At 71.4% G+C, this 24,190-nt stretch carries 18 protein-coding genes; 4 read left to right on the top strand and 14 right to left on the bottom strand.

Annotation, left to right across the window (positions count from 1 at the left end):
- The coding region (locus J5X75_RS46540) for an ATP-binding cassette domain-containing protein (protein WP_307797929.1) at positions 1–207 on the bottom strand (207 nt) is incomplete at its 3' end.
- Between the two features lie 56 nt (positions 208–263).
- Positions 264–1,427, bottom strand: a complete 1,164-nt coding sequence (locus J5X75_RS04445) for an ABC transporter substrate-binding protein (RefSeq protein WP_208465980.1) — start codon at positions 1,425–1,427, stop codon at positions 264–266.
- A 90-nt stretch (positions 1,428–1,517) separates the two neighbouring features.
- Here J5X75_RS04445 and J5X75_RS04440 point away from each other — a divergent pair, with 90 nt between their 5' ends.
- On the top strand, positions 1,518–2,321 hold the full coding sequence (locus J5X75_RS04440) for a PaaX family transcriptional regulator (RefSeq protein WP_208465979.1): 804 nt from the start codon (positions 1,518–1,520) through the stop codon (positions 2,319–2,321).
- 101 nt (positions 2,322–2,422) lie between these two features.
- Positions 2,423–5,236, top strand: a complete 2,814-nt coding sequence (locus tag J5X75_RS04435) for an AfsR/SARP family transcriptional regulator (RefSeq protein ID WP_208465978.1) — start codon at positions 2,423–2,425, stop codon at positions 5,234–5,236.
- Between the two features lie 53 nt (positions 5,237–5,289).
- Here J5X75_RS04435 and J5X75_RS04430 read toward each other — a convergent pair whose 3' ends face one another.
- Positions 5,290–6,396, bottom strand: a complete 1,107-nt coding sequence (locus tag J5X75_RS04430) for an SGNH/GDSL hydrolase family protein (protein ID WP_208465977.1) — start codon at positions 6,394–6,396, stop codon at positions 5,290–5,292.
- Between the two features lie 171 nt (positions 6,397–6,567).
- Here J5X75_RS04430 and J5X75_RS04425 point away from each other — a divergent pair, with 171 nt between their 5' ends.
- Positions 6,568–7,752, top strand: a complete 1,185-nt coding sequence (locus J5X75_RS04425) for a cytochrome P450 (protein WP_208465976.1) — start codon at positions 6,568–6,570, stop codon at positions 7,750–7,752.
- Positions 7,753–7,838: 86 nt separating this feature from the next.
- On the opposite strand, the gene J5X75_RS04420 is transcribed toward J5X75_RS04425, so the two are convergent.
- The 11 genes from J5X75_RS04420 to J5X75_RS04370 form a co-directional block, all read right to left on the bottom strand.
- The gene (locus tag J5X75_RS04420) at positions 7,839–10,433 is read right to left on the bottom strand and encodes a hypothetical protein (protein WP_208465975.1); all 2,595 of its coding nucleotides are present in this window, start codon (positions 10,431–10,433) and stop codon (positions 7,839–7,841) included.
- A gap of 84 nt (positions 10,434–10,517) precedes the next feature.
- Positions 10,518–11,213 carry an HAD family hydrolase gene (locus J5X75_RS04415; protein ID WP_208465974.1) on the bottom strand — a complete coding sequence of 232 codons (696 nt, stop codon included), beginning with the start codon at positions 11,211–11,213 and terminating at the stop codon, positions 10,518–10,520.
- A complete protein-coding gene (wecB, locus tag J5X75_RS04410) occupies positions 11,210–12,361 on the bottom strand; it encodes a non-hydrolyzing UDP-N-acetylglucosamine 2-epimerase (protein ID WP_208465973.1) in 1,152 nt (383 codons plus the stop codon). The genes J5X75_RS04415 and wecB overlap by 4 nt, the downstream gene beginning before the upstream one ends.
- Positions 12,358–14,541, bottom strand: a complete 2,184-nt coding sequence (locus J5X75_RS04405; protein WP_208465972.1) for an ATP-grasp domain-containing protein — start codon at positions 14,539–14,541, stop codon at positions 12,358–12,360. The genes wecB and J5X75_RS04405 overlap by 4 nt, the downstream gene beginning before the upstream one ends.
- Entirely contained in the window at positions 14,538–15,869 is a 1,332-nt protein-coding gene (locus tag J5X75_RS04400; RefSeq protein ID WP_208465971.1) for a glycosyltransferase family 2 protein, read from the bottom strand. The genes J5X75_RS04405 and J5X75_RS04400 overlap by 4 nt, the downstream gene beginning before the upstream one ends.
- On the bottom strand, positions 15,866–16,543 hold the full coding sequence (locus J5X75_RS04395) for a PIG-L deacetylase family protein (protein WP_208465970.1): 678 nt from the start codon (positions 16,541–16,543) through the stop codon (positions 15,866–15,868). The genes J5X75_RS04400 and J5X75_RS04395 overlap by 4 nt, the downstream gene beginning before the upstream one ends.
- Positions 16,543–17,091: a hypothetical protein gene (locus tag J5X75_RS04390; RefSeq protein ID WP_208465969.1), complete on the bottom strand. Its 549-nt coding sequence runs from the start codon at positions 17,089–17,091 to the stop codon at positions 16,543–16,545. Before J5X75_RS04390 ends, J5X75_RS04395 begins: the two co-directional genes overlap by 1 nt.
- Positions 17,092–17,164: 73 nt before the next feature.
- The gene (locus tag J5X75_RS04385) at positions 17,165–17,938 is read right to left on the bottom strand and encodes a slipin family protein (RefSeq protein ID WP_208465968.1); all 774 of its coding nucleotides are present in this window, start codon (positions 17,936–17,938) and stop codon (positions 17,165–17,167) included.
- A 183-nt stretch (positions 17,939–18,121) separates the two neighbouring features.
- Positions 18,122–18,997 carry a DUF6929 family protein gene (locus J5X75_RS04380; protein ID WP_208465967.1) on the bottom strand — a complete coding sequence of 292 codons (876 nt, stop codon included), beginning with the start codon at positions 18,995–18,997 and terminating at the stop codon, positions 18,122–18,124.
- A gap of 20 nt (positions 18,998–19,017) precedes the next feature.
- Positions 19,018–19,449: a PPOX class F420-dependent oxidoreductase gene (locus J5X75_RS04375; RefSeq protein WP_208465966.1), complete on the bottom strand. Its 432-nt coding sequence runs from the start codon at positions 19,447–19,449 to the stop codon at positions 19,018–19,020.
- 589 nt (positions 19,450–20,038) lie between these two features.
- Positions 20,039–21,097 (bottom strand): hypothetical protein, encoded by a 1,059-nt coding sequence (locus J5X75_RS04370; protein ID WP_208465965.1) that lies wholly within the window; start codon positions 21,095–21,097, stop codon positions 20,039–20,041.
- 25 nt (positions 21,098–21,122) lie between these two features.
- Between J5X75_RS04370 and J5X75_RS04365 the strand changes: the two genes are divergently transcribed.
- The gene (locus J5X75_RS04365; protein ID WP_208465964.1) at positions 21,123–22,151 is read left to right on the top strand and encodes a polysaccharide deacetylase family protein; all 1,029 of its coding nucleotides are present in this window, start codon (positions 21,123–21,125) and stop codon (positions 22,149–22,151) included.
- Positions 22,152–24,190 lie beyond the last annotated feature (2,039 nt).

Raw genomic sequence — 24,190 nt, 5'->3', positions numbered from 1 at the left:
GGGGGGGGGGGGGGGGGCCCCGCCGCCGGGCGGGGGGGGGGGGGGGGGGGGGGGGGGGGGGGGGGGCGGGGGGGGGCCCCGGCCCCCCCCCACGCTGCCGGTGTCGGGGGCGAGCTGGCCACCGATCAGGGCGAACAGCGTCGACTTCCCGGCGCCGTTGGGCCCGATGACGGCACGCAGCTCGCCCGGCTCGACCGTGAGGCTCACGTCGCGGACGGCGTAGACGCCGCCGAACGCACGGGACACCCCGTCGACGGTCAGTCTCACGGGAATCGTCCCTTGGCGAAGTCGGTGGGGACGAACGTGCCGCCCTCGATCGTGTTGATCGAGATGAACGCGGTGGTGAGGCCGGAGTGGTCGGTGGCCGAGTACCGGTAGGTGCCGTTGGGGGTGGTGAGGGTGAGGCCTTCGAGGGCGTCGCGGACCTTCTTCGGGTCGGTGCCGCCGGCCTTCTCGACGGCGGCCGCGAGCAGTTTCACGCCGCTGTAGCCGTCCTGGGCGAACTGCGGCGGCGGGTAACCGTACTTGGCGGTGAACGCGCTGGTCAGCTCGTCGACGGCGGTCTTCAGTTCGCCGGCCGGGAGGTGGTCGCCGACGACGCCGACGCTGGTGGCGATGGTGGCGCCCTCGGCTGCCGGGCCGGCCGGTTCCAGGAAGAGCTTGCTGGCCTGCGAGCCGGTCAGGACGAGGGGGATGTCCAGGCCGGAGGCGGCGTACTGCTTGGTGATGGCGACGGCCGGCGCGCCGGTGGCCCACAGCATCAGGGCCTGGGCGTCGGACGACCGCACGTGGGTGAAGATGGCGCCGAACTCGGTGGCGGTGGTCTGGAACTGTTCGACCGGGCCGAGCGTCACGCCGTACTCGGGAGCCTTGGTTTGCAGGCCTTTGAATCCGGCGACCGCGTAGCTGCTCTTGGTGTCGTAGGCGACGGCGATCTTCGTGAGCTTCTTCGCCTGGAAGTACTCCAGGGCGGCCTGGGCGTAGGTGCCGGACAGGGCCGGGACCACGAAGACGTACGGATGGACCGGGTTGACCTGCTCGTCCGCCGGGGTGAGCGAGATGTAGGGGATCTCCTCGCGGTCGACGAGCGGGATGGTGGCCAGCGCCGAGTTGCTGAACGGCGAGCCGATGATCGCGTCGGAGTCGCCCTTGAGTTCGTTGAAGGCGAGGACGGCCTGGTCGGGCAGGCTCTTGTCGTCGCGGACGGTGAGTTCGATCGTGCGGCCGCCGATGCCGCCGGCCGCGTTGATCTTCTCGACCGCGAGGGCCACGGATTTCTGGTTCTCGCTGCCGAGCGGGGAGTAGTTGCCGGTCAGCGAGACGATCTGACCGACCTTGATCACGTCGTTGCTCTCGCCGCCGGTCTCGCCGCCGCAGGCGGCCGTGGCAAGGGTGAGTGTCAGGAGTAGGGGTCCGATTCTGCGCACGATGACCTCCACGGGTTACCGGTGCGTTACAGGACATCGAAGTTAGGCTCTCTCTACACGGCCGTCAAGAATGTGCCTAACATCTAGCCCATGCCGCCGAATCCACAGACGCTGATGCTCATGCTGCTCGGCGATTTCGTGCTGGACCGGGACGTGTGCGTCTTCTCCGGCAGCGTGATCGACGTGCTCGACCGGCTCGGCATCTCCTCGCACGCCACCCGGTCCACCCTCACCCGCATGGTCAACCGCGGACTGCTGCGCCGGCAGCGCGACGGCCGCAAGATGTATTTCGGTCTCACCCCGCGCGCCGCCGAAATCCTGCGCGACGGCCGGGCCCGCATCTGGGAGACCGGCGCCGTCAACGACCGCTGGGACGGCACATGGACGCTGCTCTGCTTCTCACTGCCCGAATCCTGGCAGCGGCAACGCCACGACCTGCGCTCCCAGCTCGCGTGGTCCGGGTTCGGGCCGTTACAGGGCGGGCTGTGGATCGCGCCCGGAGTCGTCGCGGCACAGGACATCGTGGACGGCCTGGGCCTGTCCGCCCACGCCCGCGTCTTCCACGCCCGGGCCGCCGACCTGACCGACATCGGACAGATGGTCAGCGATGCGTACGATCTGGCCGGTCTGGCCGCCCGCTACCAGGAGTTCCTGGACCGGTGGGAGGGGCCCGCGCCGTACTCCGACCCGCTGGCCGCCCGGCTCAGCCTGATCGCCGAATGGCTCGGCGCGATCCGCCGCGACCCCCGCCTGCCGGTCGAACACCTGCCGGCCGGCTGGCCCGCCGTCCGCGCACAGAAGCTCTTCCGCGACCTCGACGCCGCCTCGCTCTCCCCGGCGCGCGCCCTGGCCGCGAACCTGCTCGACCTCACCCCTTCAGCGGTACGGGACTGAGCGTCCCCGAACTCAGGAGGCGACGGACGGCTCCCATGATCAACTCCCGAACCCCGCCCCAGTAAGGTGACCTGCCATTACTGCGGAAGGGACCGAGATTGATGAGGCCACTGGACATCGGTGTACTCGGCCGGACGAGTGTGCTGGTGGACGGCGACGAAGCGGCGATCGGCGGCCCCGGCCCCCGGGCGGTGCTGTGCCGGCTCGTGGTGTCGGCCGGCCTGACGGTGCCCGACGACGAGCTGATCGACGCCGTCTGGCCCTCGGGTCCGCCCCCGTCGGCGAAGGTGACCCTGCAGGGACACATCGCCGCCCTCCGCCGGGCACTCGAACCCGAACGTGCGGCCCAGCACGCACGCGTGCTGCTCCGCGGCGGCGCCGGGTACCGCCTGGTCCTCGACGCGGACGCGGTGGACGCCGACCGCTTCACCGCGCTGTCCGAGCGGGGGCGCTCCGAGCTGGCCGCTGCCCGGCCGGCCGAGGCCGCCCACGCCTTCGAGCAGGCTCTGGCCCTCTGGCGTGGGCGGCCGTACGCCGATTGCGTCGACCGTGGCTTCGCCGACGGCGAGTCGATGCGCCTGGAGCAGCTGCGGGTGGACGCCGAGGAAGGACGGCTGGAAGCGGAACTCGCCCTGGGTGATCACGTCTCGGTGGCGGCCCGGCTCGCGGTGTTCACCCGGGAGCATCCGCTGCGCGAGCATGCCTGGACGCTGCTGGCCACCGCCCTCTACCGGGCCGGTCGCATCGGTGACGCGCTGGCCGCGCTGCGTTCGGCACGTGACGTTCTCGCCGAGGAGCTCGGCACCGATCCCGGACCCGAACTCGAAGCCCTCCAGAACGCCATCCTCCGGCAGGACCCGCGGCTGCTCGCGGTGCCGGAGCGGGTCGAGGTCGCCCCTCCGGCCCCGGGGGCGCACCCGGGAAACCTGCCCGCCGCGCTGTCCACGCTGATCGGGCGCAGCCACGAACTCGACCTGATCGCCACATTGATCCAGGAACACCGGCTGGTCACCCTGACCGGCACCGGCGGCATCGGCAAGACCCGGCTGGCGGTCGAGACGGCCCGGCGCCACGGCGGCGACGACGGTCCATGGCTGGTCGAGTTGGCGGGCCTGCACGACCCGACCCTGGTCGCCGACACCATCGCCGGCGCCCTGTCGATCGCCGCGAACGGCAACCCGGCCGTGCTGCTGGACGCCCTGCGCCGGCGTACCACGCTGATCGTCCTGGACAACTGCGAGCAGATCGTCGACGGCGTCGCGGAGTTCGTCACCACGCTGCTGCGGGCTTGCCCGGACGTACGGGTGCTGGCCACCAGCCGGGAGGTGCTCCAGGTCGAGGGGGAGCGACGGTTCGAGGTGCCGCCGCTGTCGGCCGGGGCGGCGGGTGAGGCCGTCGAACTGTTCGCGCAGCGGGCCGCGGCCGTGGACCCCGACGGGGCCGCGGGCCTCGACGGCGCCCGCGACGCGGTGGTCCGGCTCTGCGCCGACCTCGACAACCTGCCACTGGCCATCGAACTCGCCGCCGCACAGTGCGCCGTGCTGTCCGTCGACCAACTGGCCACCCTCGCGCACGACCGGTTCGTGGTGTTGCGTGGCGGGCCGCGCGGCAACCGCAGGCACGCCACGATCCTCGCGACGGTTCAGTGGTCCTGGGATCTTCTGTCCGATGCGGAGAAGGAGTCCTTCACCGCCCTCGCGATCTTCGCCGGCGGCTTCGACCTGCGGGCGGCCATGCTCGTGACCAGGAGCACCGACGTCGTCGCGCACCTGGACACGCTGACCGCCAAGTCGATGGTCACCGTCGTCGGCGGCAATCCGCGCCGCTACCGGATCCTGGAGACCCTGCGCCGGTTCGCTGAACGGCAGCGTACCGAGGAACGGACCACCGAGCTGCGCAACCGGCACGCGGCATGGGTCGGGGAACTCGCCGACGAGGCCGTCGACGCCTTGCGCGACGCGCGCAGCGCACAGTGGATGGCCCGGCTCTCCGCGGAGCACGCGAACGTCCGGGCCGCGCTCGACCACAGTCGTGACGATCCGGCCGTCAGTCTGCGGATCTGCGCCGGCATCTACTGGTACTGGTACCGGACCGGGCACACCACCGAGGGCCTGCGATACGTACGGCCGGTGGTCGAGCACTGGCTCGCCGCCGACGACGCCGATGCCGCGCCGGTACGGCTGCGGATCTTCACGACCATCGGCCTGGCCGTGCTCAGCTACCTCGGCGGGGACCTCGCCACGGTCGGCTGGGCGCTGACCCATCTCGGCCGGCTGGCCACCGGTGCCGACGATCCGGTCGCCGTCGCCGAGGCGCTCACCACGCTCGCGTACTTCGAGGCCGGCGGCGGTCACGTCGCCGAGGCGGAACAGCACGCCGGCGCCGCCGTCCAGCTGGCACGGGACAGCGGAGCGACCCGGACCGAGGCGGAGGCGTTGATGAGCCTCGGCACCGCCCACCTGCGCGCCGGTGACCTCGACCGGGCGGCCGCGGCGCTCACCGCCTCCATCGAGGCGGCCGAACGGTCCGGAAACGCCTGGTGCCGGGGCTCCTCCTCCTGGCTGCTCGCCAAGTGCCGGGTGGCGCAGGGCCAGTTCGGCGCCCAGGTGGACCACCTGCTCGCCGACGCGTTGACACACGTCTACGCGGAGGGCGATCGCACCTCGTGGATCGTCAAGCTGACCACGCTCGCCTACGTACGATTCCGGCAGGGCCGCACGCAGCACGCCGCCGAGTTGCTGGCCGCCGCCCTGCACCAGGGCGAGCTGATCGGCTACTCGCCGGTCCGGATGGATCCGGTCGACGTCGGCCGGTACGTCGGTGAGATGACCGGGCAGCCCGACGACGTGGCCGCAGCCCGGGGCCGAACGCTGACGCACCCGCAGATCGCCCTCCTCGTACAGGACATGGGCTGACAGGAGGCGAAGGGGACGGCCCCGTGGCCCGTCCCCTTCGCGTGCGGTGGTGATCAGCTGGTGGCGATCCAGCTCAGCGAGTTGTACAGCTGGTTGCTCCAGGCCAGGTGCCCCGCGGCGTTCGGGTGCATCGTGCCCTTGTGGTCGTGCTGGTTCCACATGCTGTCGTTGTAGGTGTTGATGAACTTGTTCGAGGTGGCGCAGTAGCCGTTGCGGGTGAAGTCCGGGGCCGCGATGAGCTTCCAGACCGGCCGGTGGCCGACGACCGGCCGGGTGTTCGCGTCGGCGACCGCCGTGGCGAGCATGTTGTTGAGCTCGCCGAGATACCCGCGCATCACCTCGTTCTCCGCCTGCGTGAACCCTTCGACGAAGAGACCGCCGGTGCTGTTGCAGGTGTAGCCGTTGGCGTTGTTGAACAGATCCGGGTACGCCGTCAGGTACACGTAGCTCACGTTGCCCTGCAGAGCCCGGTTGTTGCCGTAATAGTCTCCCTGGATCGCCGTGATCAGCGAGTTCAGGCTGGTCTGGAGACGCGGCTTGTCGTGTGCGAACAGCTTGCGGGTCTGGCTGTCCCAGGGCACACAATTGCCGAACGAACAGTCCTGCAGGATGTCGGCGTAGCTCAGGTCGTTGCCGCCGATCGAGATGCTCATCGCGTCGATCTTGCGGCTGCCGTACTTCGCGTTGACCTGGGAGATCTGCGACGGCATCCCGGTCGACGTCTGGCCGGTCAGGATGCCGCCGTCCTTCGTCCCGTTGAGGCCCTGCGTCAGGTCCAGCGTCGCCCCGCTGCACGCGAAGCTGGAGTAGAGGATGTTGCCGGCGTACTTGTTGTTCTGCGCCAGTCGCTTGGCGGCACGCAGCGGTGCCGACAGCGCGGACCGGTGGCACTTCTCGTTGACCCACGGCAGCATCGCGTCCGGAGCGCCCTCACCCGAGCCGAAGGAGTCGCCCAGCGCGACGTACAGCGGCTCGTACCCACCGGGTCGCGACGGTTTGACCGGCACGGGTATCGGGTCCTCGATCGGGTCGTCGCAGTTGCTCTGGTTCCCGCAGGGCGCCGCGTAGGACGGTTGCGTGATCGCGAGCTCCGCGCCCATCAGCAGGGTCGTCGTCGCCAATCCGATGCCGAGCAGCCGGCGGATCGTGTTGTGCCTCATCTGAATGCTTCCTCTCGTGGAACTCCGTTGCGGTCGAGAAAGAGCATCCGTACGCCACTGGTGATCCACTGGTGATCCGCTGGTGGTCCTGCCCCGAACCGGAACTTCCGCTCTTGGTGACCGACAGGGCACACTCGGTGACGTCTGTCCGACCGGCCGAGGGGGTCCCGCATGCCGTTCCTCAATGTCGTCGATCCGGCGTTCGACTTCACCGCGCCGGAGGTGCTGGCCGCGCAGGACGCCGGCTGGTATGCCGACAGTCCGCTCGGCCCGATCGTGGTGCGGCACGCGGAAGCGCAGGAGGTCCTCCGGGACCGTCGGCTCGACCACGGTGGCGACGGGTTTCTGCGGCGGGACGGCATCACCTCCGGGCCGGTCTACGACTGGTGGGTGCCGATGGTCGTCAACCACGACGGCGCCGACCACCGGCGGCTGCGCGGGCTGGTCGGCCGGGCGTTCACGCCGCGCACCGTCGACGGGCTGCGGCCGTTCATCCGGGCGACGGCCGAGGCTCTGGCCGACGAGTTCGCCGGCACCGGCGAGACCGAATTCGCCGGCGCCTTCGCCGATCGGCTGCCGCTCGCGGTGATGAGCGAACTGCTCGGTGTGCCCGCCGCCGACCACGACGTGTTCAGCACCTGGTCCAGCGACATTGGCCTGATCTTCGCCCTGGCCGCCGGCGGGGACACGGCGGCACGCGTCGAACGGGCCGTGGTGGGGTTGAGCGGCTACATCGACACGCTCATCGACGAGAGGTCGAAGAACCCGGCCGACGACCTGATCTCACACATGGTCGCCGCCTGGCAGGTCGAGGCGACGGTCACCCGGGAGGAGTTGCGCAACCTGCTGGTCACCCTGATCTTCGGCGCCCACGACAACACGAGCCACCAGTTCTCCAACGCGATGGTCTGCTTCACCGAGCACCCCGGACAGTGGACGCTGCTGCGCGACCGGCCGGACCTGGCCGACCGCGCCGTCCTCGAGACGATGCGCTGGCGGCCGTCGGCGGCGAGCGTGTTCCGCCGCGCCACCGAGGACCTCACCTTCCACGGGCTGGACGTCACCGCGGGAACGTTCATGACCATCGCCGTGCCGACCGCCCAGCGGGATCCACGCGCCTATCCCGGCGGCCGGTCGTTCGACATCACGGCCGTCCGTGAGGCGCCGCTGCTCCAGTTCGGCGCCGGCCCGCACTACTGCCTGGGGTACGCGCTGGCCCACGCCCAGTTGCGGGAGGCCCTGCCGGTCCTGGTCCGCCGTTTCGGTCCACCGGCCGTCGCGGGCGAGGTGAGCTGGCGCCCGCCGATCGGCACGCACGGACCGGACCGCCTGCCGCTACGGTTCGCGGTCGCCTGACGGCGGCGGCCCGGTCCTCGAGGACCGGGGGGGGCCCGGCCGGGGGGGCCCCGGCCCCGCCCGGCCGGGCCCCCCGCCGGGTTCGGTCAGGCCGGGGCCACCTCGTTCCCTACCGTGAAGGGGACGGTGAGCAGCGGTGACCGGGAGCCGTCGGTGAACTCGCGCTGCACGTGCAGCGTGTGGTCACCGGCGTGCTCGGGGGTGTAGGACGCCACGGTCTCCCACGACCACGGGTCGTACAGGACCTCCTGGACCGGGCCGTCGTCGACCGACCACAGGAACTTCGTGGTCACCTCGCTGAGGTCGTAGGCGAAGAAGCCGAACTGGCCGGGGATACCGGGGCCGCCCATCGCGTCGCCCGGCGGCAGATCGGCCGGCCACGGGTTGAAGACCTCCACGTTCGGGTTGCGCACCGGCACCCAGAAGGTGGTGGTGTCCGAGACCGTGCCGTCGGGGGTCAGGCTGGCCACGGCGACGGTGGCGTCACCCGCGTCGCCGGGCACCTCGTACGTGACGGTCGCCGTGCCGTCCGGTCCGGCCGGGACGGTGTGCTGGACGCCGCCGACCTCGTACCGGAAGGTGGTCGCGCCCTGCTGGGCCGCGGTGAAGGTGAACGACACCGGCCGCCCCATCACAGCCTCCGCGCCGAACGGCCCCTGCGCGGTGACCTTCGGGGCGTCGGCGAGGTGGATGACCTCCTCGGTCGGGGGTGACAGGGTGCCGTCGGCCAGCTTGGCCCACACCTTGAGGACGCTGTCCCCGGAGTGTGCCGGCACCACCTGGAAGAACGCGTAGGTACCGTCGACGGTCCGCGGTGGCCCGCCGTCGAAGCTGTACACGATGCCGGCCGCGTTCGGGAGATCGGACCAGGCCCGCACGTTGATCGGGTCACCGACGTGGGCACCCCACGACTCCACGTCCACCGTGGGCCGGGCGCTGATGACGGAGAACGACTTCTCGGTGGCCTGCGACCGGTTTCCCGCCCCGTCCACCGAGTACACGGTGATGGTGAAGTGGCCACCCCTCTCCGGTGTCCAGTCCAGCACGGCGGTGCCGTCCGCGCGAGCGTCGACGCTGTGCTGCACACCGTCGCCGAAGCCGTACCGGTAGGACACGACGCCGGTGGTGCGCGGGGCGAAGGTGAACGATCCGGCGACGCCCTCGATGGGTTCGTTCGACCAGTCGAACTCGGCCGAGGTGACCTTCGGGGCGTCGGTGACGTGGATCTGGACGCTGTCCGAGCCGATCATCCGGTTGCCCGCGTAGGCACGCGCCAGCACGGTCTTGTGGCCGGTGCTGGTGAACACCAGGTCGTCCTCGCCCTTGCCGTCGACGGCGGGCACCCGCGTCTCCGGGCCGCCGTCGACGGCGTACCCGAAAGCGGTGACCTCGGCGATCCGGGAGCTGAGCGTGATGTGGCTGGTCAGGCCGACGCCGTTCATCTCGATCAGGGCGGTCGGGGCGGTGTTGCGGATCTGGTACCGGTACTGGACCCAGGGTCCCCGGTTGCCTGCCGCGTCGCGGGCGGCAACCTCGATGCGGCCGAGGCCCCACGTACGGGGCGTGATGGTGATCTTCGCCCGGCCACCGGGATGGTTCGCGGTGACCCTTTCGATGGCGGTGCCGTCCATCGGGCTCCAGTCGAAGCCCACGATGTCGGCGTCACCGGCCGCGTCGAACACGAAGGTGCCGGGCACGCCCGGGCCTCCGGTGCCGGGATAGTCCTCGCTGGGGTACTTCTTCGACGACACCACCGGGGTCGTCGCCGGCGCGACGGTGTCGACGGTGAAGTAGCAGGTTCGTCCCCACGGTCCGGCGTCGTCGTAGTCCCGGCCCTGTGCGGTCCAGGCGACCACCGTGCCGTCCTCGATCCCGCTGAGGTTCAGGCTCTGCGACAGGGACTCCTTGCGCTGGTCCGGGCGGTCGACGGGCCAGTACGCGTACACGGTCTGGGGGTAGTCGTTGGGGTCGGCGTCAGTGACCGTGGCCTGCACCCGCATCCAGCTGCCGGCCGTCGGGTGCCGTTCGAGCGTTCCGCAGCCCGCGTCCGGGTAGGCCAGCTTCAGCCCGCTGATCCGGGGCGCGTGGTTGGCGGCGTAGCTCATCTTCGCCTGCGCCATCGTCCGGCCGACGCCGGTGTCACCCTCGGCGGCGGCGTCGACACGCACCTCGATGGTGAGCTTCTTCTCGCCCCGGGCGAAGGCCGCCTGGATCGCGGGGATCATGTCGATCCCGAGGTACGCCCCGGGGCAGATGCCGCCCTTGCCGAAGGAGCGCTCGGCGAGCAGTTCCAGCTCCTTCGGCGGGTGCTGCCAGGTCGTCGTCTCGGTGACCTTCCGGGTGCGCCACACCTCGATGGGCGCGACCCGGGAGCAGTCGTTCACCGTACGCTCGCTGGTGTTGAAGGTGACCCGGTGCAGGACCTGTCCCTTGAGCGGGGTCAGGTCGAAGGTGAAGTAGGCGCGGCCGGTGTGCTCCTCGGTGCTGCCGATGAGGAAGTCGCCGGCCGGGTTCGGGTTCGGTGTGGCCGGTTGCGCCCGGTCGGTGTAGGACCAGGCGGTCAACGGAAGGCTGCCGTAGGTCGCGGCCTGCGCGGGGGCGGCCGGAAGTCCGGCGAGGACGGTGGTGGCGCTCAGCGCGGCGACGGCCGCGGACAGCAACGCCCGGACAGTGCGATGCATGATTTCTCCCCGATGTCCCCGGCTCTCGGCGAGCGGGGGCGACGGAGCTTAGCATCGATGATCTTGCTCTTGGAAAGTAATTACTCAGGCGCCGAGGAGAGTGGCGGCGGCGGCCAGGTCGGGGGCGCAGGCGGTGGCCGGGGGCTCGTCGGGGGCGTCGGCGTACTCGCCGGTGCGGACCCGGATGGAGCGGGCGCCCAAGGCCGCTGCCACGGCCATGTCCTTGCCGGGGCGGTCGCCGATCACGACCAGGTCCGAGGGGGGTACGCCGAGCGTCTCGGCCACCTGCCGCAGGCCCTCGGGGTGGGGTTTGCGCAGCGTGCGGCCGCCCAGCTCGTCGGTGATGACGATGGTGGCGAAGGCGTCCGCCAGGCCGGTGGCGGCGAGTTTGGCCCGCTGGATCGCCGGGTTGCCGTCGGTGAGGCAGGCGACCGGGTAGCGGGCGCTGATCGCGGCCAGCGCGTCCCGTGCGCCGGGGTAGCTCGGCAGGCGGCGGGGGCGGTAGGTGGTGAACGCGGCGACCAGCGTGGGGATCAGGTCGGCGGCCAGGTCGGGGCCGATGCCGTAGGCGGCCAGGGCCCGGTCGATGGTGCCGCCCCGGTCCGAACCGGCGACCAGCTGGCGGCGGACCGCACGGCTGAGGCGGACCTGGTCGAGTCCGGCGGCGGCGCCCGCCCGGCCCACCGCGCGGGAGGCCCCGTACAGGTAGGTGGACTGGGGGTAGAGGGTGTCGTCGAGGTCGATGACGACGGCCAGTGGAGGCTTCGCGAAGAGGTTCATGACGCCGGTGCCCAGGGGAGAGTGCCGTCGGTGTGGTCGGGTTCGTCGAGTGCGAGCAGCGGGTCGAGGGCCGGGTCCGCCAGCAGGGCGGCGACCCGGGCGCCGGTGTGGCCGTCACCGTACGGGCAGGGCAGCGCGGCCACCCGGGACAGCTCGGCGGGAGTGCTCAGGTGGTGGGCGGCGGCCACCGCGCGGTCGGCCTCGTCGTCGCCGCTGATGCCGGTGAGGACGGCGGTTCCGGCCTCGACGCCCTCCCAGCGTGGGGTGGAGCGGCGCAGCACCACGACCGGCACGCCCAGGTAGGCCGCCTCCTCCTGGAGGCCGCCGGAGTCGGTGACCACCACCCGGGCACCGGCCAGGGCGGCCAGCAGGTCGTCATAGGGCAGCGGGTCCTCGCAGGTCACGCCGGGCAGTGCGGCCAGGCGGCCGGCCAGGCCGTGGTCGTGCAGGCGGGCGCGGGTGCGCGGATGGACGGGGAAGCGGACCGGGCCGATCGCGGCGAGGCGGCCGACGACGTCGACGAGGCGGGCCAGCCGGGCCGGGTCGTCGACGTTGGACGCGCGGTGGGCGGTGACCAGCACCCCGGTGCGGTCGGCGGGCGGCACCGGCCGGACGCCCTTCGCCCGGAGGGTGTCGATCACCGGGTTGCCGACCACGAAGATCCTTTCCACGGGTACGCCCTCCGCGCGCAGAAACGCGGCGGCCCGGTCCGTGGGTGCGAAGTGGAGTTGGGCGGTGGCCGCCGCGACCCGGCGGTTGACCTCTTCGAGGCTGCGCGGGTTGAAGCTGCGCAGACCGGCTTCGAGGTGCGCGAACGGGATGCCGGCCCCGCGGGCGGCCAGGGCGTAGGCGGGCACGGTGTGCGTGTCGCCGAGCGCCAGCACCAGGTCGGCCGACGACGCGGCGCCGGCGAACACCTCGGCGGCCGCGGTGACCAGGCCGCCGAGGCCGTTCGGTCGCGCCAGGCGCAGGTCCGGGGCGAGGCCGAGGGTGCGCTGGATGTCGCCGCTCATCACGGCGTCCTGGTGCTGGCCGGTGTCGACCGCGGTGACCCGGTGCCCGGCGGCGCGCAGGGCGTGCACGACCGGGGCGAGCTTGATGACCTCGGGCCGGGTGCCGAAGGGCACCAGCACGTGACGCCGCCTCATCGGGCCGCCGCCAGGAGCTCGCCGGGCACCCGGTACGCGGCCGGACCGTTCGCGGCCACGGAACCGGCGGGATCGCTGTGCTCCGCCCGTACCGGGGAAGGGGTTTGGAGGGACGCCGGGCCGGAGCCGGGCGCGGAGGGTGAGGGAACGCCCGGCGTGGCCGCGGGGAAGTCGGGAACAGAGCAGGTGACCGGGTCGAGCGGGTCGGGGACCGGCGTGCCGTCGGCCGCGTAGTAGACCTCGGCGAAGTGGCGGGCCATCCGCACGCCCGGCTGGAAGCCGAGCGTGGGCAGCGGCGCCGACGGGTCGAGGACCGCGGCCAGGTAGGCGCCGACGACGTCGGCCCCGGCCGCGAGGGTGAGCGGCAGGCCGCCGGAGAAGCGCGGGTTCACCTCGACGACGGTGACGTTCCCGGAGTCGCCGACGAAGCCCTGCACGTTGGCGGGCCCGGTGAGCCCGACCGCCCGCAGGGTGGCGGCCACCGTCTCGGTGACCGCGACCGAGGTGAACGTGGTGCCGCGCACGGAGGTGCCGCCCCGGGTCTCGTCACGCCACCGCGGTACGCAGGCGAGCAGTGTGCCGTCCGGCCCGACCAGGGCGTCCGCGGTGAATTCGCGGCCGGTGACGCGGGTCTGCGCGATGGCGCCGGGCACCGAGGCGAAGGCGTGGCCGAGCGCGGCCGGGTCGTCGACCAGGATCACGTCGCGGCTGCCGCGGCCGCGGGCCGGCTTGACCACCCAGGGGCCGGGGACGAGGCCGACGGTGGCCGGGGTCCAGGCGGTCGCCGGGTGCGGTATGCCGGCGGCGTGCATGGTCCTCGCGAAGGCGACCTTGTCGAGGCAGCGTTCCGCGGTGGCCGGGTCGGGCAGCCAGGTCCGCACGCCCCGCTCGTCCATGGCGGAGATGAGCGGGGCGAGGGCGGCGTACTCCTCGGCGACCGTGCAGATCAGCGCGGCCGGCCGGTGCTCGTCGAGGACGGCGAGCAGGGCTTCCGCGTAGCCGGGGTGGTCGGCGCGGGGCAGTACGGCGCCGCGGCCGGCCAGGCGCAACCCGACCGCGTCGGGGTCGGCGTCGAGGGCGAGCACGTGGTCGCCGGCCGCCTGGAGGGCTTTGACGACGGCGACACCGGCCGGGCCGCCGGCTCCGGTGACGGCGACGAGGCGGCCGGTCTCGGCGACGGACCGCTGCCGGGGGGCGCGCATCAGCCAGGCGCGGGCCCACAGGCGCAGCGCGATGACGTCGCCGCCGGCGATCGGCTCCCACTGGCGGGCGGCGACCACACCGGCCAGGGTGTCCAGGACCAGCGGATCCGTTTCGTACGAGGCGACCGCCAGCAGGGTGGCGGTGTGCACGCCGAGGCCCTTGCCGGCCAGCTCGCGGATGATCTCGGCGCGGCGGGCCGGGGTCTCGTGGCCGACCCGGTAGTCGATGCGGCGCTGCTCGCGGCGGCGGGCCAGACGGCGCGACACCGCCTTGGGCAGGATCCGCCGGTAGACCACGGCGGTGATCTGCACACCGGGTTCCCGGGTGTCCTCGACCGGCACCCGGTGGCCGAGACCGGGGCGGGCCCAGGCGGCCGGCCGGTCGGCGGTGTGGCGCCCGGTGCGGTCCTGCTCGGCGCGCTGGGCGTCGTACATCGTCAGTCCGATCATGATGAGGAGTCCGATCAGCGTGTAGGCGAAGTTGAGGACCGCGCCGATCCAGTCGTGGAAGAAGACCAGCGCGTCGACGGCGAAGTAGCGGCCGGTCAGCAGGGAGCCGAGCAGCCGGACCTGGTTGGCGGCGAGGACGAAGACGGCGGCCGCCAGGAAACCGGCGAGGGCTTGCGGCCGCTGCCGGAGAGCGACGACGGCCAGGGCGGCCAGGGCCAGGACACTGCTCAGGATCGAGCAGGATCCGGTCATCTCGGCGACGACCGGTTCCAGGTTCGGGCCGAAGACGACGAAGCCGTCACCGAGCGCGCCGGACACCCGGTCGACGCCGAGCAGGTCGATGATCCGGGAGGCCAGGGTGACTTCGAAGCGGCGTACCGGGTCGATGAAGAGCAGGTAGCCGCCGACACAGCCGGCCACCGCGCCGAGCATCTCGAGCAGCACGAGCCGGCGCCGCAGCGGTGTGGCGGCCGGCTTCCAGCGGCGCTTGGCGAGGGTCGCGTTCAGACGGTTCTCGACGCGGCTCATGTGACACCCGACCGGGCCGTCTTCGACCAGGTGTAGAGGGTGCCCCACATGCCGTCGAGGTAGGCCTTGGTGGCGGTCAGGATGGACATCCCGAAGGCCGGGATGAACCCGATCAGCATCCACACCGCCCTCCGTTCCACCCGGCCCAGCACCAGCCCGACCGCCAGCTCGGTGAACGGGCCGGCGAAGAGCAGCGCCGACAGCGACACCATGGAGATCGCCGACTGGTCGCCGATCCCGAAGGCGCGCAGGACGATGAGGAGAAGACCAAGACCACACAGCACCGGTACGTGGTAGACCCAGAGGAAGAGCATCGTCTCGAGCTTCTCCATCGGCGACAGATGACGGGTCGTGAGGATCGGCCGCCAATAGTCGCGCAGGCACTTCTGGTGGCCACGCGCCCAGCGGTAGCGCTGCTTCCAGAACCGCCGCGAGGACAGCACCGCCTCTTCGAAGTCGACCGCCGACGGGTCGTAGCGGACCCGCCGTCCGTCGAGCAGCAGCCGCAGCGTGAGGTCGGTGTCCTCGGTGACGGTGTGCGGGTTCCAGCCGCCGAGCGCCCGGATCAGGTCGGTCCGTACGGCGCAGTTCGCCCCGCCGTACGCCGGGAGTTCGAAGAGCGCCTGCCGGCCGTACTCGTTGACCAGGTAGCCGGACAGGTAGTCGATGAAGATGGTGGAGGCCAGCGACGACTCGACGCCGTTGCGCACCACGCACCGGCCCATGACGGCACCGACCTTGGGATCGCGGAAGTGGCGTACCAGCCGGCGCAGCACGTCCGGTTCGGGCTGGTGGTCGGCGTCGAAGATGACCGCGATCTGAGCGTGGTCGACGAGGGCGAGGGCGTCGTTGAGCGCACCCGACTTGCCGCCGCCCGCGCCGGGCTGCCGGTGCAGCACGCGCAGCCGCGGGTCGGCGGCCGACCAGGCGTCCAGGCGGGCGCCGGTGCCGTCGGTGGAGGCGTCGTCGACGACCACGACGGTCAGCGCCGAGCCCGGGTAGTCGAGCGCCAGCAGGGCCGCGACCATGCCGTCGACGACGAGTTCCTCGTCCTTGCAGGCGACCAGCACGGCCACCGGCGGGGTGAACGACTCGGCGCCCACGAGCGGGGCGTCCAGGTCGCGTTCGGTCCAGCGGGCGGCGGCGACCGCGAACCCGAGGTGCCGGAAGAAGAACAGCAGGAAGACCACGTTGAGTACGGTCGCGATCCAGCCGAGCGTGGAGTCCAGCCCGAGGACCGCGACGGTGACCGCGAAGACGGCGAGGTGGGCGAGCAGTCCCAGGCGGTGGTGCGGGGACACCGCCCGGCGGCGCCCCCGCCCGGTCACGCCGCTGTCCTGGTCATCAGGTAGTCGCCGGTCCCCATCAGGGTGTCGGGGAGGACCGGCACGGTGGCCAGATCCCAGACGAACCGGCCGGGGACGAACGCCTCGGCGTACCGTACGCGGGCCTGCGCCCCGAAGTGGCGGGCCGACGCGGCCACCACCTCGGGGTCGACCATGGCGGAGTTCTCCACCTGGCTGGCGTGACACGACAAGGCGTCGATCTTGCGGTCCAGGTGGGCGCCGATGTCGACGTACACCGACGGCTCGAACCTCGTGGTGGACGGGCTGCGGTAGTGCAGCACCCGGCGGGTGTGCCGGGCCGCCGAGACGGTGGCCGCGGCGACCGCCCGGTGGTCCTGGTGCGAGTCGTCGGGCGCGTGCACGTAGACGACGTCGGCCCCGGTCTTCTCCAGAGCCCGTTCGATGAGGGCGATGGTGGCGGCGTCGGCGTTGACCGCGCAGTCCACCAGGTTCCCCCAGATGAGCAGGCAGTCGAGGCTGCACGCGGCGGCCTCCGCCTCGGCGCGGCGGCCGGCTGTGGCGCCCGGACCGCTCTGACCACCGGTGACCACCAGCATCGTCACCGCGTCCCCGGCGGCCCGGTGGGCCGCCAGGGCTCCGCCGCAGCCGAGCTCGATGTCGTCGGGATGCGCCCCGACCGCCAGCACATTGCGCATCAGGCGACCCGGGCCGCCCGGCGCCTACGCCACACCGCCACCGCGCCGGCGACGACACCGGCCGCCAGGAACGCCAGGATCGGGCCGAAGCCGTTGCCGCCGGCCGGCAGGCTGACGTCGTTGCCGCAGGTCGGGCGCTTCCAGTTGGCGGTGACCTCCTTGCCGCCCACCTTCCACGTCACGCTGGTCTCCTTGGTGACCCAGCCGGTGGCGAAGGCCGCCTTGTGGGTGCCCGGCTGGAAGACGGTGGTGACCTTGGCGTCGGTGGACGTGGTGCCGCCGGCCAGCGCGAGACGGTTGTTGTCGCCGGCCGCGATGGTGCCGTTGCCGGACGCGTTGCTGACGTAGCCGAAGACCGCCCGGTACTTCCCGGTGCCGCTGTCCTTGACGACACAGTCGCAGGTCGGGGTGCCGGACAGGGTCTTCCAGGTGGCCGCGGCCGGGCCGCCGTTGAACAGCAGGGCCGCCGTGAGGGCCGCGACCAGGGCGACGGCGCCGGCCGCCAGCGCGGCACGGGGCCGGCGTAGCAGGGGCGGAACGAGACGCATGACAGATGACCTCCGGGTCCGAGTGATAGCGCGACGTCTTTGATCGGTCGCGCCGTCACCGGCTTGAGGAGGTCTACTCGTTCAGCTGATCACTGTGCTTGTCGAAGCCGATGTACAGACGGGCCGCCGCGTTGGCGCCGAGCGCCCCGAGCGTCTCCAGCTCGCGCAGCCGCAGCAGGGCCGGGTGCTCGGCGTACGCCTGGGCCGCGTCGGCGAGCCGGCGCAGCGCGTCGACCTCGGCGTCGGCGCGGATCCGCTTCGCCTCGGCGTCGGCCTCCGCGGCGAGCCGCTCCCGGTCCGCCTTGGTACGCGCCTCGATCATCTGCGCCTCGGCGAGCCGCTGGGCGGTCAGCACTCGGTTCATGACGTCCTGAAGGTTGCCCGGGAAGATCAGGTCCTTCACGTCGGCGCGGATGATCTCGACGCCGTAACCGGCCGAGACGCCCTCGACGTCGCGCAGGATGTCCTCACTGAGCTGGTTGCGGTTGGTGAGGATGCCCTCGAGCGTCATGGACGCCAGCGAACGCCGGGCGGCGAGCTGGACGTCGCTGTAGACGCGGTCGCCGTAGTCGGTCACCCGCTCCACGGCGGCGACCGGATCGACGACCCGGAAGTGGGTGATGATGTTGACGCGGACCGCGACCTTGTCGACGGTCAGGATCTCCTGGCCCTTGATGTTGAGCTCACGCTCACGCAGGTCGACGGTGAGAATCTCGACCCTCGGCGCCCGGCGGCCGAACCGGCCGGCCGGCACGTCGTACCGGCCGGGCTCGAGGGCCTGGTCGAACCGGCCGTCGACGTAGCGCAGGCCACGGAAACCGCTGCGGATGATCACCTCACTGGACATGGACACACACCTCTGCACTGAAGAAAAGAAAGGGTGGCCCCGTAGCGGTTCCGATGTGAAGGATCGGTCGCGGAGGATGGCAGCGAACAAGCGTGGTTTCATCGCCAGTGCGCACGCTGCTTAGGCGCTTTCTTCTGAAGCCGCCGGGGCCGCACCGAGCATGGCAAACCCCCGGGGGTACGTTCAACGCAATATCAGTCGCAGGGCCAGCCGCCGTGACGGCGCCTCGTGGTCGTCGGCGTCGACCACCGCGTAGAGACGGACGCCGTCGTCGGTGACCTCCCGGATCGCCAGCCCCTCCACCTTCTCGGCGCCGGGGATCTCCACGAACCCGCCATCGAGCAGGGCCAGCCCGGAAGCGAGGACCGGGCCGTCGTCGACCGCGTTCGGGGTGTCCTCGGCGGCGGCGCTGACCAGCACCCGCCCGTCCGGCAGGGTGACCGCGTCGGTCACCGCCAAGGCCACGCCGTCGACGTCGCCGAGATCGTGCGCCCGGACCTCGCCGACCCGGACCAGGTCGGCCGGGGCCTCCCCGCGGACCGCGGCGAGCAGGGCGGCCGCGTCCACGTCGGCGGAGGCGCCCGGCGCGCCGGCCGTCCGGTTGCCGCGCTGGAACCAGCGCAGCCGGTCCCCCACCAGGCAGGCGCCCTCCAGGTTGAGCTGCTCCTCGGTGAGCCCGAGGGCGGCGGCGACCGCGAGGTAGACCGGCCGCAGGTCGGCGACCGTGTAGCCGGACGGGCCGACCAGGGAGGCGCGCATCCGGTTCGGCGAGGAGCCGGAGCCGAGCAGCAGCACCTGTCCACCGGGCAGGGCACAGGCCGCCTCGAAGTCCGGTTTCAAGTGTTTGGTGCCGTTCGCGGCGCTGAACGCGTCCAGCCCGTCGATCGAGTCCATGACACGGACCGGAGTGATCGAATCCGGTCGCCACCAGGCGGCGTGGGTGGCGTCGTCCTGCACCACCAGCCAGCCGTCGCCGAACGGGGCGATCGCCGACGCGGACCGCACCGGTGAGCCGTCGTCGAAGGTCAGGGTCGTGCTGTCCTCGATCTCCAGTCGCACGACCCTGATCCTGCCACTGTTCAGCGAAGTTTCGCGCCGTAGACGCGGTTCACCCGGAGAGCCAACAGCACCCGCCGGTCGGACACCATCGCCTGCCGGTACTCGTCCCAGTCCGGGTGCTCGCCGGCCGCACTACGGTAGTAGCCGACGAGGGCCTCGACCTCCGGCCCGTACGGATCGGCGCCCGGCCCGGTCAGCGTCACCGGCCCCTCGGCGGTGGCCCACGACCAGCCGTCCGCGCTGGTCACCTCGAGGGCGGCCCGTGGATCACGGCGCAGGTTGACGGTCTTGGCCCGCCCTTCGACGACGGACACGTAGATCGTGTCGGCATCCCGGTCGTAATAGGGCGTCACCGGCGACAGCTGCGGCAGGCCGTTGGCCTTGATCGTCGCCAGCACACCGAGCCGGCTGGCGGCCAGCAACTCACGAGGATCGAACTGATCAGCGCTCATAACTGCCCCAAGCCGGCGTGACCCGACGGTATTCCGATTGCCGCACGGTCGTCCGGTCCGCCACGGTGACCGGGTGATCGTCGTGCAGCGTGTCCTCACCGAGTGGTCCAAACGCTCCCGCGGCGCCCCGGGCGCGGTCCGGCGCAACGCCGTTCCGCTCACGCCGGGCGCCGTTTTCCACCAGGTCACAGCGTATGAGAAGGACGATTTCGCCCCGGTGCCGACCGTCGGCGACATCGTTCCCGCCTGGGCCGGCGTCCGCCTGGCCCACTCCCCCGACGGTCACCTCACGGTCACCGGCGTGTTTGTGCCGGTGCGTCACGGTCTTCCCGCGCCGGCCCGAGCGTGTCGTCCTCGACCTGCCGCCCGGCACGTGGGGCCGCTGGTGTCTCAAGGGTCCTCAACATCGCCGACCTGCCCGGCCCCGCACCCACCGACCGGTTCCTGGCCGAGCCGCCCGTCCAGCGCGACGACCTCGTCAAACTGAACGCCCCGACCCGTTCCCGGCAGGACATTCGCATCCGCTGATCGAGGGATGTGGTGGATGCCACGTTCTCCGGCGCCCCTCCCGCCGACGGTGACCGCATGATCACCTATTGCTCTCGTCGCAGGTTGCGGCACGCGGATCCCGCCGGAACGGGTGGTTCACAGGCAAGGCACAGATGAAGACCGATTTGACCGTGCGCGCGACAATCCCACCGATGAACACCGATAGGCCCACCCCCGCGCCCCAGGACAGCACGTCGGCGGAACCCGAGTCGGCTGAACCCACGGTCGCCTCGAGCGAACCCGGCGACTCCAGCGCGGGTGAGCCGACGGTCACCCTGCCCACCGACGCGTCGTCCTCGGCCGGGACCGAACCGACGGTTGATCTGGCGGCGACTTCTCCCGCCGCGGATCCCGAAGGCGACGAGCCCAAGCCGACGGTGACTCTGCCGACGGCCGAGATCACCGACGCCGCGGTCACAGCCTCGGCGGAGGAGGCTGCCACCCTCTCGGCGGAGGCGGCTGAAGAGACAGCCACCCTCCCCGCGGAGGAGACGGCTGCGGCGGAGGCTTCCGAGCCGACGGTCGCCCTGTCTGCAACGGAGACGGGCACGGCACCGACCACCGCAGCTGGGGCAGCGGAATCCGAGAAGACGGTCGCCCCCTCCGCAGAGAAAACGGCCACCGCGAACAAATCCGAGCCGACGGCCGCACTCTCCACAACGGAGACGGCTGCGGCGGCGACTACCGCGGCCGGAGCGGAGGAGTCCGAGAAGACGGTCGCCTTCTCCGCAGAGGAAAAGGCCACGGCGGAGCAATCCGAGCCTACGGTCGCCCTCTCCGCAACGGAAACGGGCACGGCACCGACTACCGCGGCCGGACCAGAGCAGTCCGAGAAGACGGTCGCACTCTCCACAACGGAGACGGCTTCGGCGGCGACTACCGCGGCCGGGGCGGAGGAGTCCGAGGAGACGGTTGCCCTCTCCACAACGGAGACGGCTTCGGCGGCGACTACCGCGGCCGGGGCGGAGGAGTCCGAGGAGACGGTTGCCCTCTCCACAACGGAGATGGCTGCGGCGGCGACTGCTGCGGCTGGGGCAGAGGAGTCCGAGCCGACGACGGTGATCTCTGCCGGGGCCGAGCCGACGATCGCGCTGCCCAAGCCGCGGGTCTCGCCGGAATCGACGGTGGCACTGCCGATCAGCCGGGAGTCGTCGCCCGCCCCGGAGCCGACCATCGCCCTGCCGATCCCGCCCAGAGCGGCGTTGCAGTCCACGTCGGAGCCGACGGTCGGCCTCCCGCCGGTACCGGCCCCGCGGTCCGCGCCGACCGTCACTCCGCCGCCCGCCGAGCCGACGATCGCTCTGCCGGCCGGCCCTCCCGTCGTACCGTCGAAGTCTGTCACTCGCCGCCGCCTGCTCTGGGCGATCCCGGCCGTCGGCGGCACCGCCCTCATCGGTGGCACGATCGCCGCCCTGGCCGGTCGCGGCGAGCCGGAAGCGACTGGCAAAGCCCCCAACCTGGTCGTCAGCGAACCCCCTCCCTCGCAGAGCCCGGCCCCGGCGCCCACCACGCCCAAGCCCACGACCCCGGTCATCAAGGTGCCGGTGCACACCCTGAGGGACTTCCGCAAGGTGGTCCCGGGAGACCCGTTCCCCACCGACGCCATCGCGCTCACCATTGACGACGGCCCGCATCCGGTGTGGACGCCCAAGATCCTGCGTCTGCTGGAGAAACACCACGTCCCGGCCCTGTTCTGCATGATCGGCAATCAGGTCCTCGGTCACGAATCCACCGCCCGTGACGTCGCCGCCGATGGCCACCAGATCGCCAACCACACCTGGAGCCACCCGATCAAGCTGGCCAAGCTGCCGCCTCACGTGATGCTCAAGGAGATCCACCGGGCTCAGGACAAGATCTACAGCACCACCGGGCAGGCCCCGAACCTGTTCCGCTCCCCCGGCGGCGCCTGGTCCAACGGGCTGGCCGAATCGGTCTCCAAGAGCGGCGTGATCCCGATGGACTGGACCACCGACCCGCGCGACTGGGCCCGCCCCGGCGTCGCCCACATCACCAACCGCCTGCTCGCGGCCAAGCCCGGCCAGATCCTGCTCTGCCACGACGGCGGCGGCGACCGCTCCCAAACGCTGGCTTCCCTGAAAACCGTCATCCCAGCCCTCCAGGCCAAGGGTTTGAAGTTCGTCGCCCTCATGTGACCGCCGACGCACCCGGCCTCGGGTCAGGAATCCGGGCCGGGATCGCCGCTTTGCCACGAACACCGGCGGCACGTCTTCGCGGACGGCCGTGCAACACCTCCACATCGTCGCCGGATGCAGCAGCCGATGCCCGGACTCGCCAATGCGAGCGCGCGGACGATGGTCACCGGATTCAGGCTGTCTCCGCGAATCGGAGCACGACTGTCTCCGAATTCCATTCCTCCAAGGTAAGCGCGACTCACTCCAAGGAAAGCGCGACGAAACCAGCCCGGAAATCCGACGGTATTCGGCCGCATTCCTGTGACACCGGCCGCATCGGTTGTCGCCTCGGCTACCGTTCGGTACCGATGATAATGATTCTGAAAAAGCAGCAGCCCGGGAAGAAGCGGTTGTGACTGGACCGCACGGTTTCCGGGTCGCGGCTTTCCACCGGAACGCGCCGCCGAACGGAAGGCCGGCGGCGCCGCGTTTGACGGGTGTCGACGCGAGCCCGGAAGCCGCCCGCGCATTCGGTGTTCGCCGAGCTGCCGGCCGAAGCCCACCGGCCAGCATGGGCCTCCTGAAGCCTGCGGCCGGAGGCGAGGCACGGCTACGACGGATGCCGCTGGGGTCGGTCCCCTCGACGCCTGCCGCCGGACGCGCGGCGCCGTTACGGCGACTGCCCCGGTCGCTGCAACGGCGTGGACGCCTGCCCCCGGTCGCTGCAACGATGTGGGCGGCCACCCTACCTGCGACGATGAGCTTCCTGAGCGGGCAACCCGGCAGGCAGCCAAGGCCCGCCATGACGGCACCTGCGGCCGGACGTGGAGCACAGCTGCGACGCATGCCGCCCGGATCGGCCCTCTCGGCGCCTGCGGCCGGACGTGTGGTGCCGTTACGGCGACTGCCCCCGGACACTGCAACGGCGTGGACGGCCGCTCCACCTGCGGCGATGAGCCAGCCACCGTCTGTGAGTCAGGCGACGCCTTGGAGGTGCCGCAGGTTTCAGTCATGGGGGACGACTGCTGTTCACGCGGGGTGTGTGGGGTCGGAGATCCGAGCTGCGGAGCGGGGGTAGTCGGCTGCTGGACGGGTGTTGCCGGGTGGACCGGATCGCTGACGGCCAGGGTGCCGGCGTTGACGGTCGCGGTGTCGATGTTGACGGCCGCAGTGCCTGCACTAACGGCCGCAGTGCCGATTCTGACGGCTGGAGAGCCGGTACTGACGGCCACAGCGCCAGCGCTGACGGCTGGAGAGCCGCTACTGACTGCCACAGCGCCAGCGCTGACGGCTGGAGAGCCGGTACTGACGGCCACGGTGCCAGCGCTGACGGCTGGGGAGACGGTATTGACGGCCGGAGAGGCGGTGTTGAGGTTTCGGAGCCGGCGGAGCTTTTCGTCGTGGCGGCGTTTGAGGCCGACAGCGCGACGCCGTTGCTGGGCACGACGGAATTCCTCATGAGTCGGGGAATAGTTGCGCGCCCTCGTCGGATCGCGCATCTCAGCGATCATGCTCCGACTGAACAGCGACCCTTGTCCCATGCCATGATTCTTCCGCAAGCCGGCTTCGAAGTGTAAGCGGATGATCATGCCGAAGCCACCTTTTACAATTCCCTTACGCTTGCGGTTCCGGTTCGGAAGTTGATCATTGAGAAGGCGGGGAGAATATCGTAGGGCTCCAACGGGGCGTCACTGTTTCAGCGTTGGATGGAATTCGGGTTCGACCGGTCCATCGGCCTGGTGTTCGGCACTTCGAAACACCGGCGATTCTATGGATCACGAGGAATGCGGCATGGTCGGGCGGATCGGTGTGTGCTGGACCGTCGGTCGATGGTGAGTCGGAGCATCTCGTCGTCGGCGACGGTCGCACGTGGTTGTGACAGCGTGTCCTCCATCGCGCAGCGGGATTCCTCGTCGTCGAGTTGCGGTTCGATGGGGCCGTTGAGCAGGTCGTCGATTTCGTAGGCGGCCGGTCGAGGCATTTCTTGGCGTTGCCGGTGATCAGTGTGGTGTGGCCGAGGTTCGCGCTGATCGCCTCGGCCGCCTCATGGCGGTCGGAGA

The sequence above is a fragment of the Actinoplanes flavus genome, from assembly GCF_017592555.1.
GTDB lineage: Bacteria > Actinomycetota > Actinomycetes > Mycobacteriales > Micromonosporaceae > Actinoplanes > Actinoplanes flavus.
This window is presented reverse-complemented; position numbering and strand designations above follow the sequence as displayed.

Bases quoted from the DNA above. Each gene is read 5' to 3' on its own strand.
- J5X75_RS04395 (WP_208465970.1), bottom strand. From the start codon at position 16,543: ATGCGCAATGTGCTGGCGGTCGGGGCGCATCCCGACGACATCGAGCTC.
- J5X75_RS04440 (WP_208465979.1), top strand. From the start codon at position 1,518: ATGCCGCCGAATCCACAGACGCTGATGCTCATGCTGCTCGGCGATTTC.
- J5X75_RS04405 (WP_208465972.1), bottom strand. From the start codon at position 14,541: ATGAGCCGCGTCGAGAACCGTCTGAACGCGACCCTCGCCAAGCGCCGC.
- J5X75_RS04435 (WP_208465978.1), top strand. From the start codon at position 2,423: ATGAGGCCACTGGACATCGGTGTACTCGGCCGGACGAGTGTGCTGGTG.
- wecB (WP_208465973.1), bottom strand. From the start codon at position 12,361: ATGAGGCGGCGTCACGTGCTGGTGCCCTTCGGCACCCGGCCCGAGGTC.
- J5X75_RS04385 (WP_208465968.1), bottom strand. From the start codon at position 17,938: ATGTCCAGTGAGGTGATCATCCGCAGCGGTTTCCGTGGCCTGCGCTAC.
- J5X75_RS04375 (WP_208465966.1), bottom strand. From the start codon at position 19,449: ATGAGCGCTGATCAGTTCGATCCTCGTGAGTTGCTGGCCGCCAGCCGG.
- J5X75_RS04415 (WP_208465974.1), bottom strand. From the start codon at position 11,213: ATGAACCTCTTCGCGAAGCCTCCACTGGCCGTCGTCATCGACCTCGAC.
- J5X75_RS04390 (WP_208465969.1), bottom strand. From the start codon at position 17,091: ATGCGTCTCGTTCCGCCCCTGCTACGCCGGCCCCGTGCCGCGCTGGCG.
- J5X75_RS04430 (WP_208465977.1), bottom strand. From the start codon at position 6,396: ATGAGGCACAACACGATCCGCCGGCTGCTCGGCATCGGATTGGCGACG.
- J5X75_RS04420 (WP_208465975.1), bottom strand. From the start codon at position 10,433: ATGCATCGCACTGTCCGGGCGTTGCTGTCCGCGGCCGTCGCCGCGCTG.
- J5X75_RS04425 (WP_208465976.1), top strand. From the start codon at position 6,568: ATGCCGTTCCTCAATGTCGTCGATCCGGCGTTCGACTTCACCGCGCCG.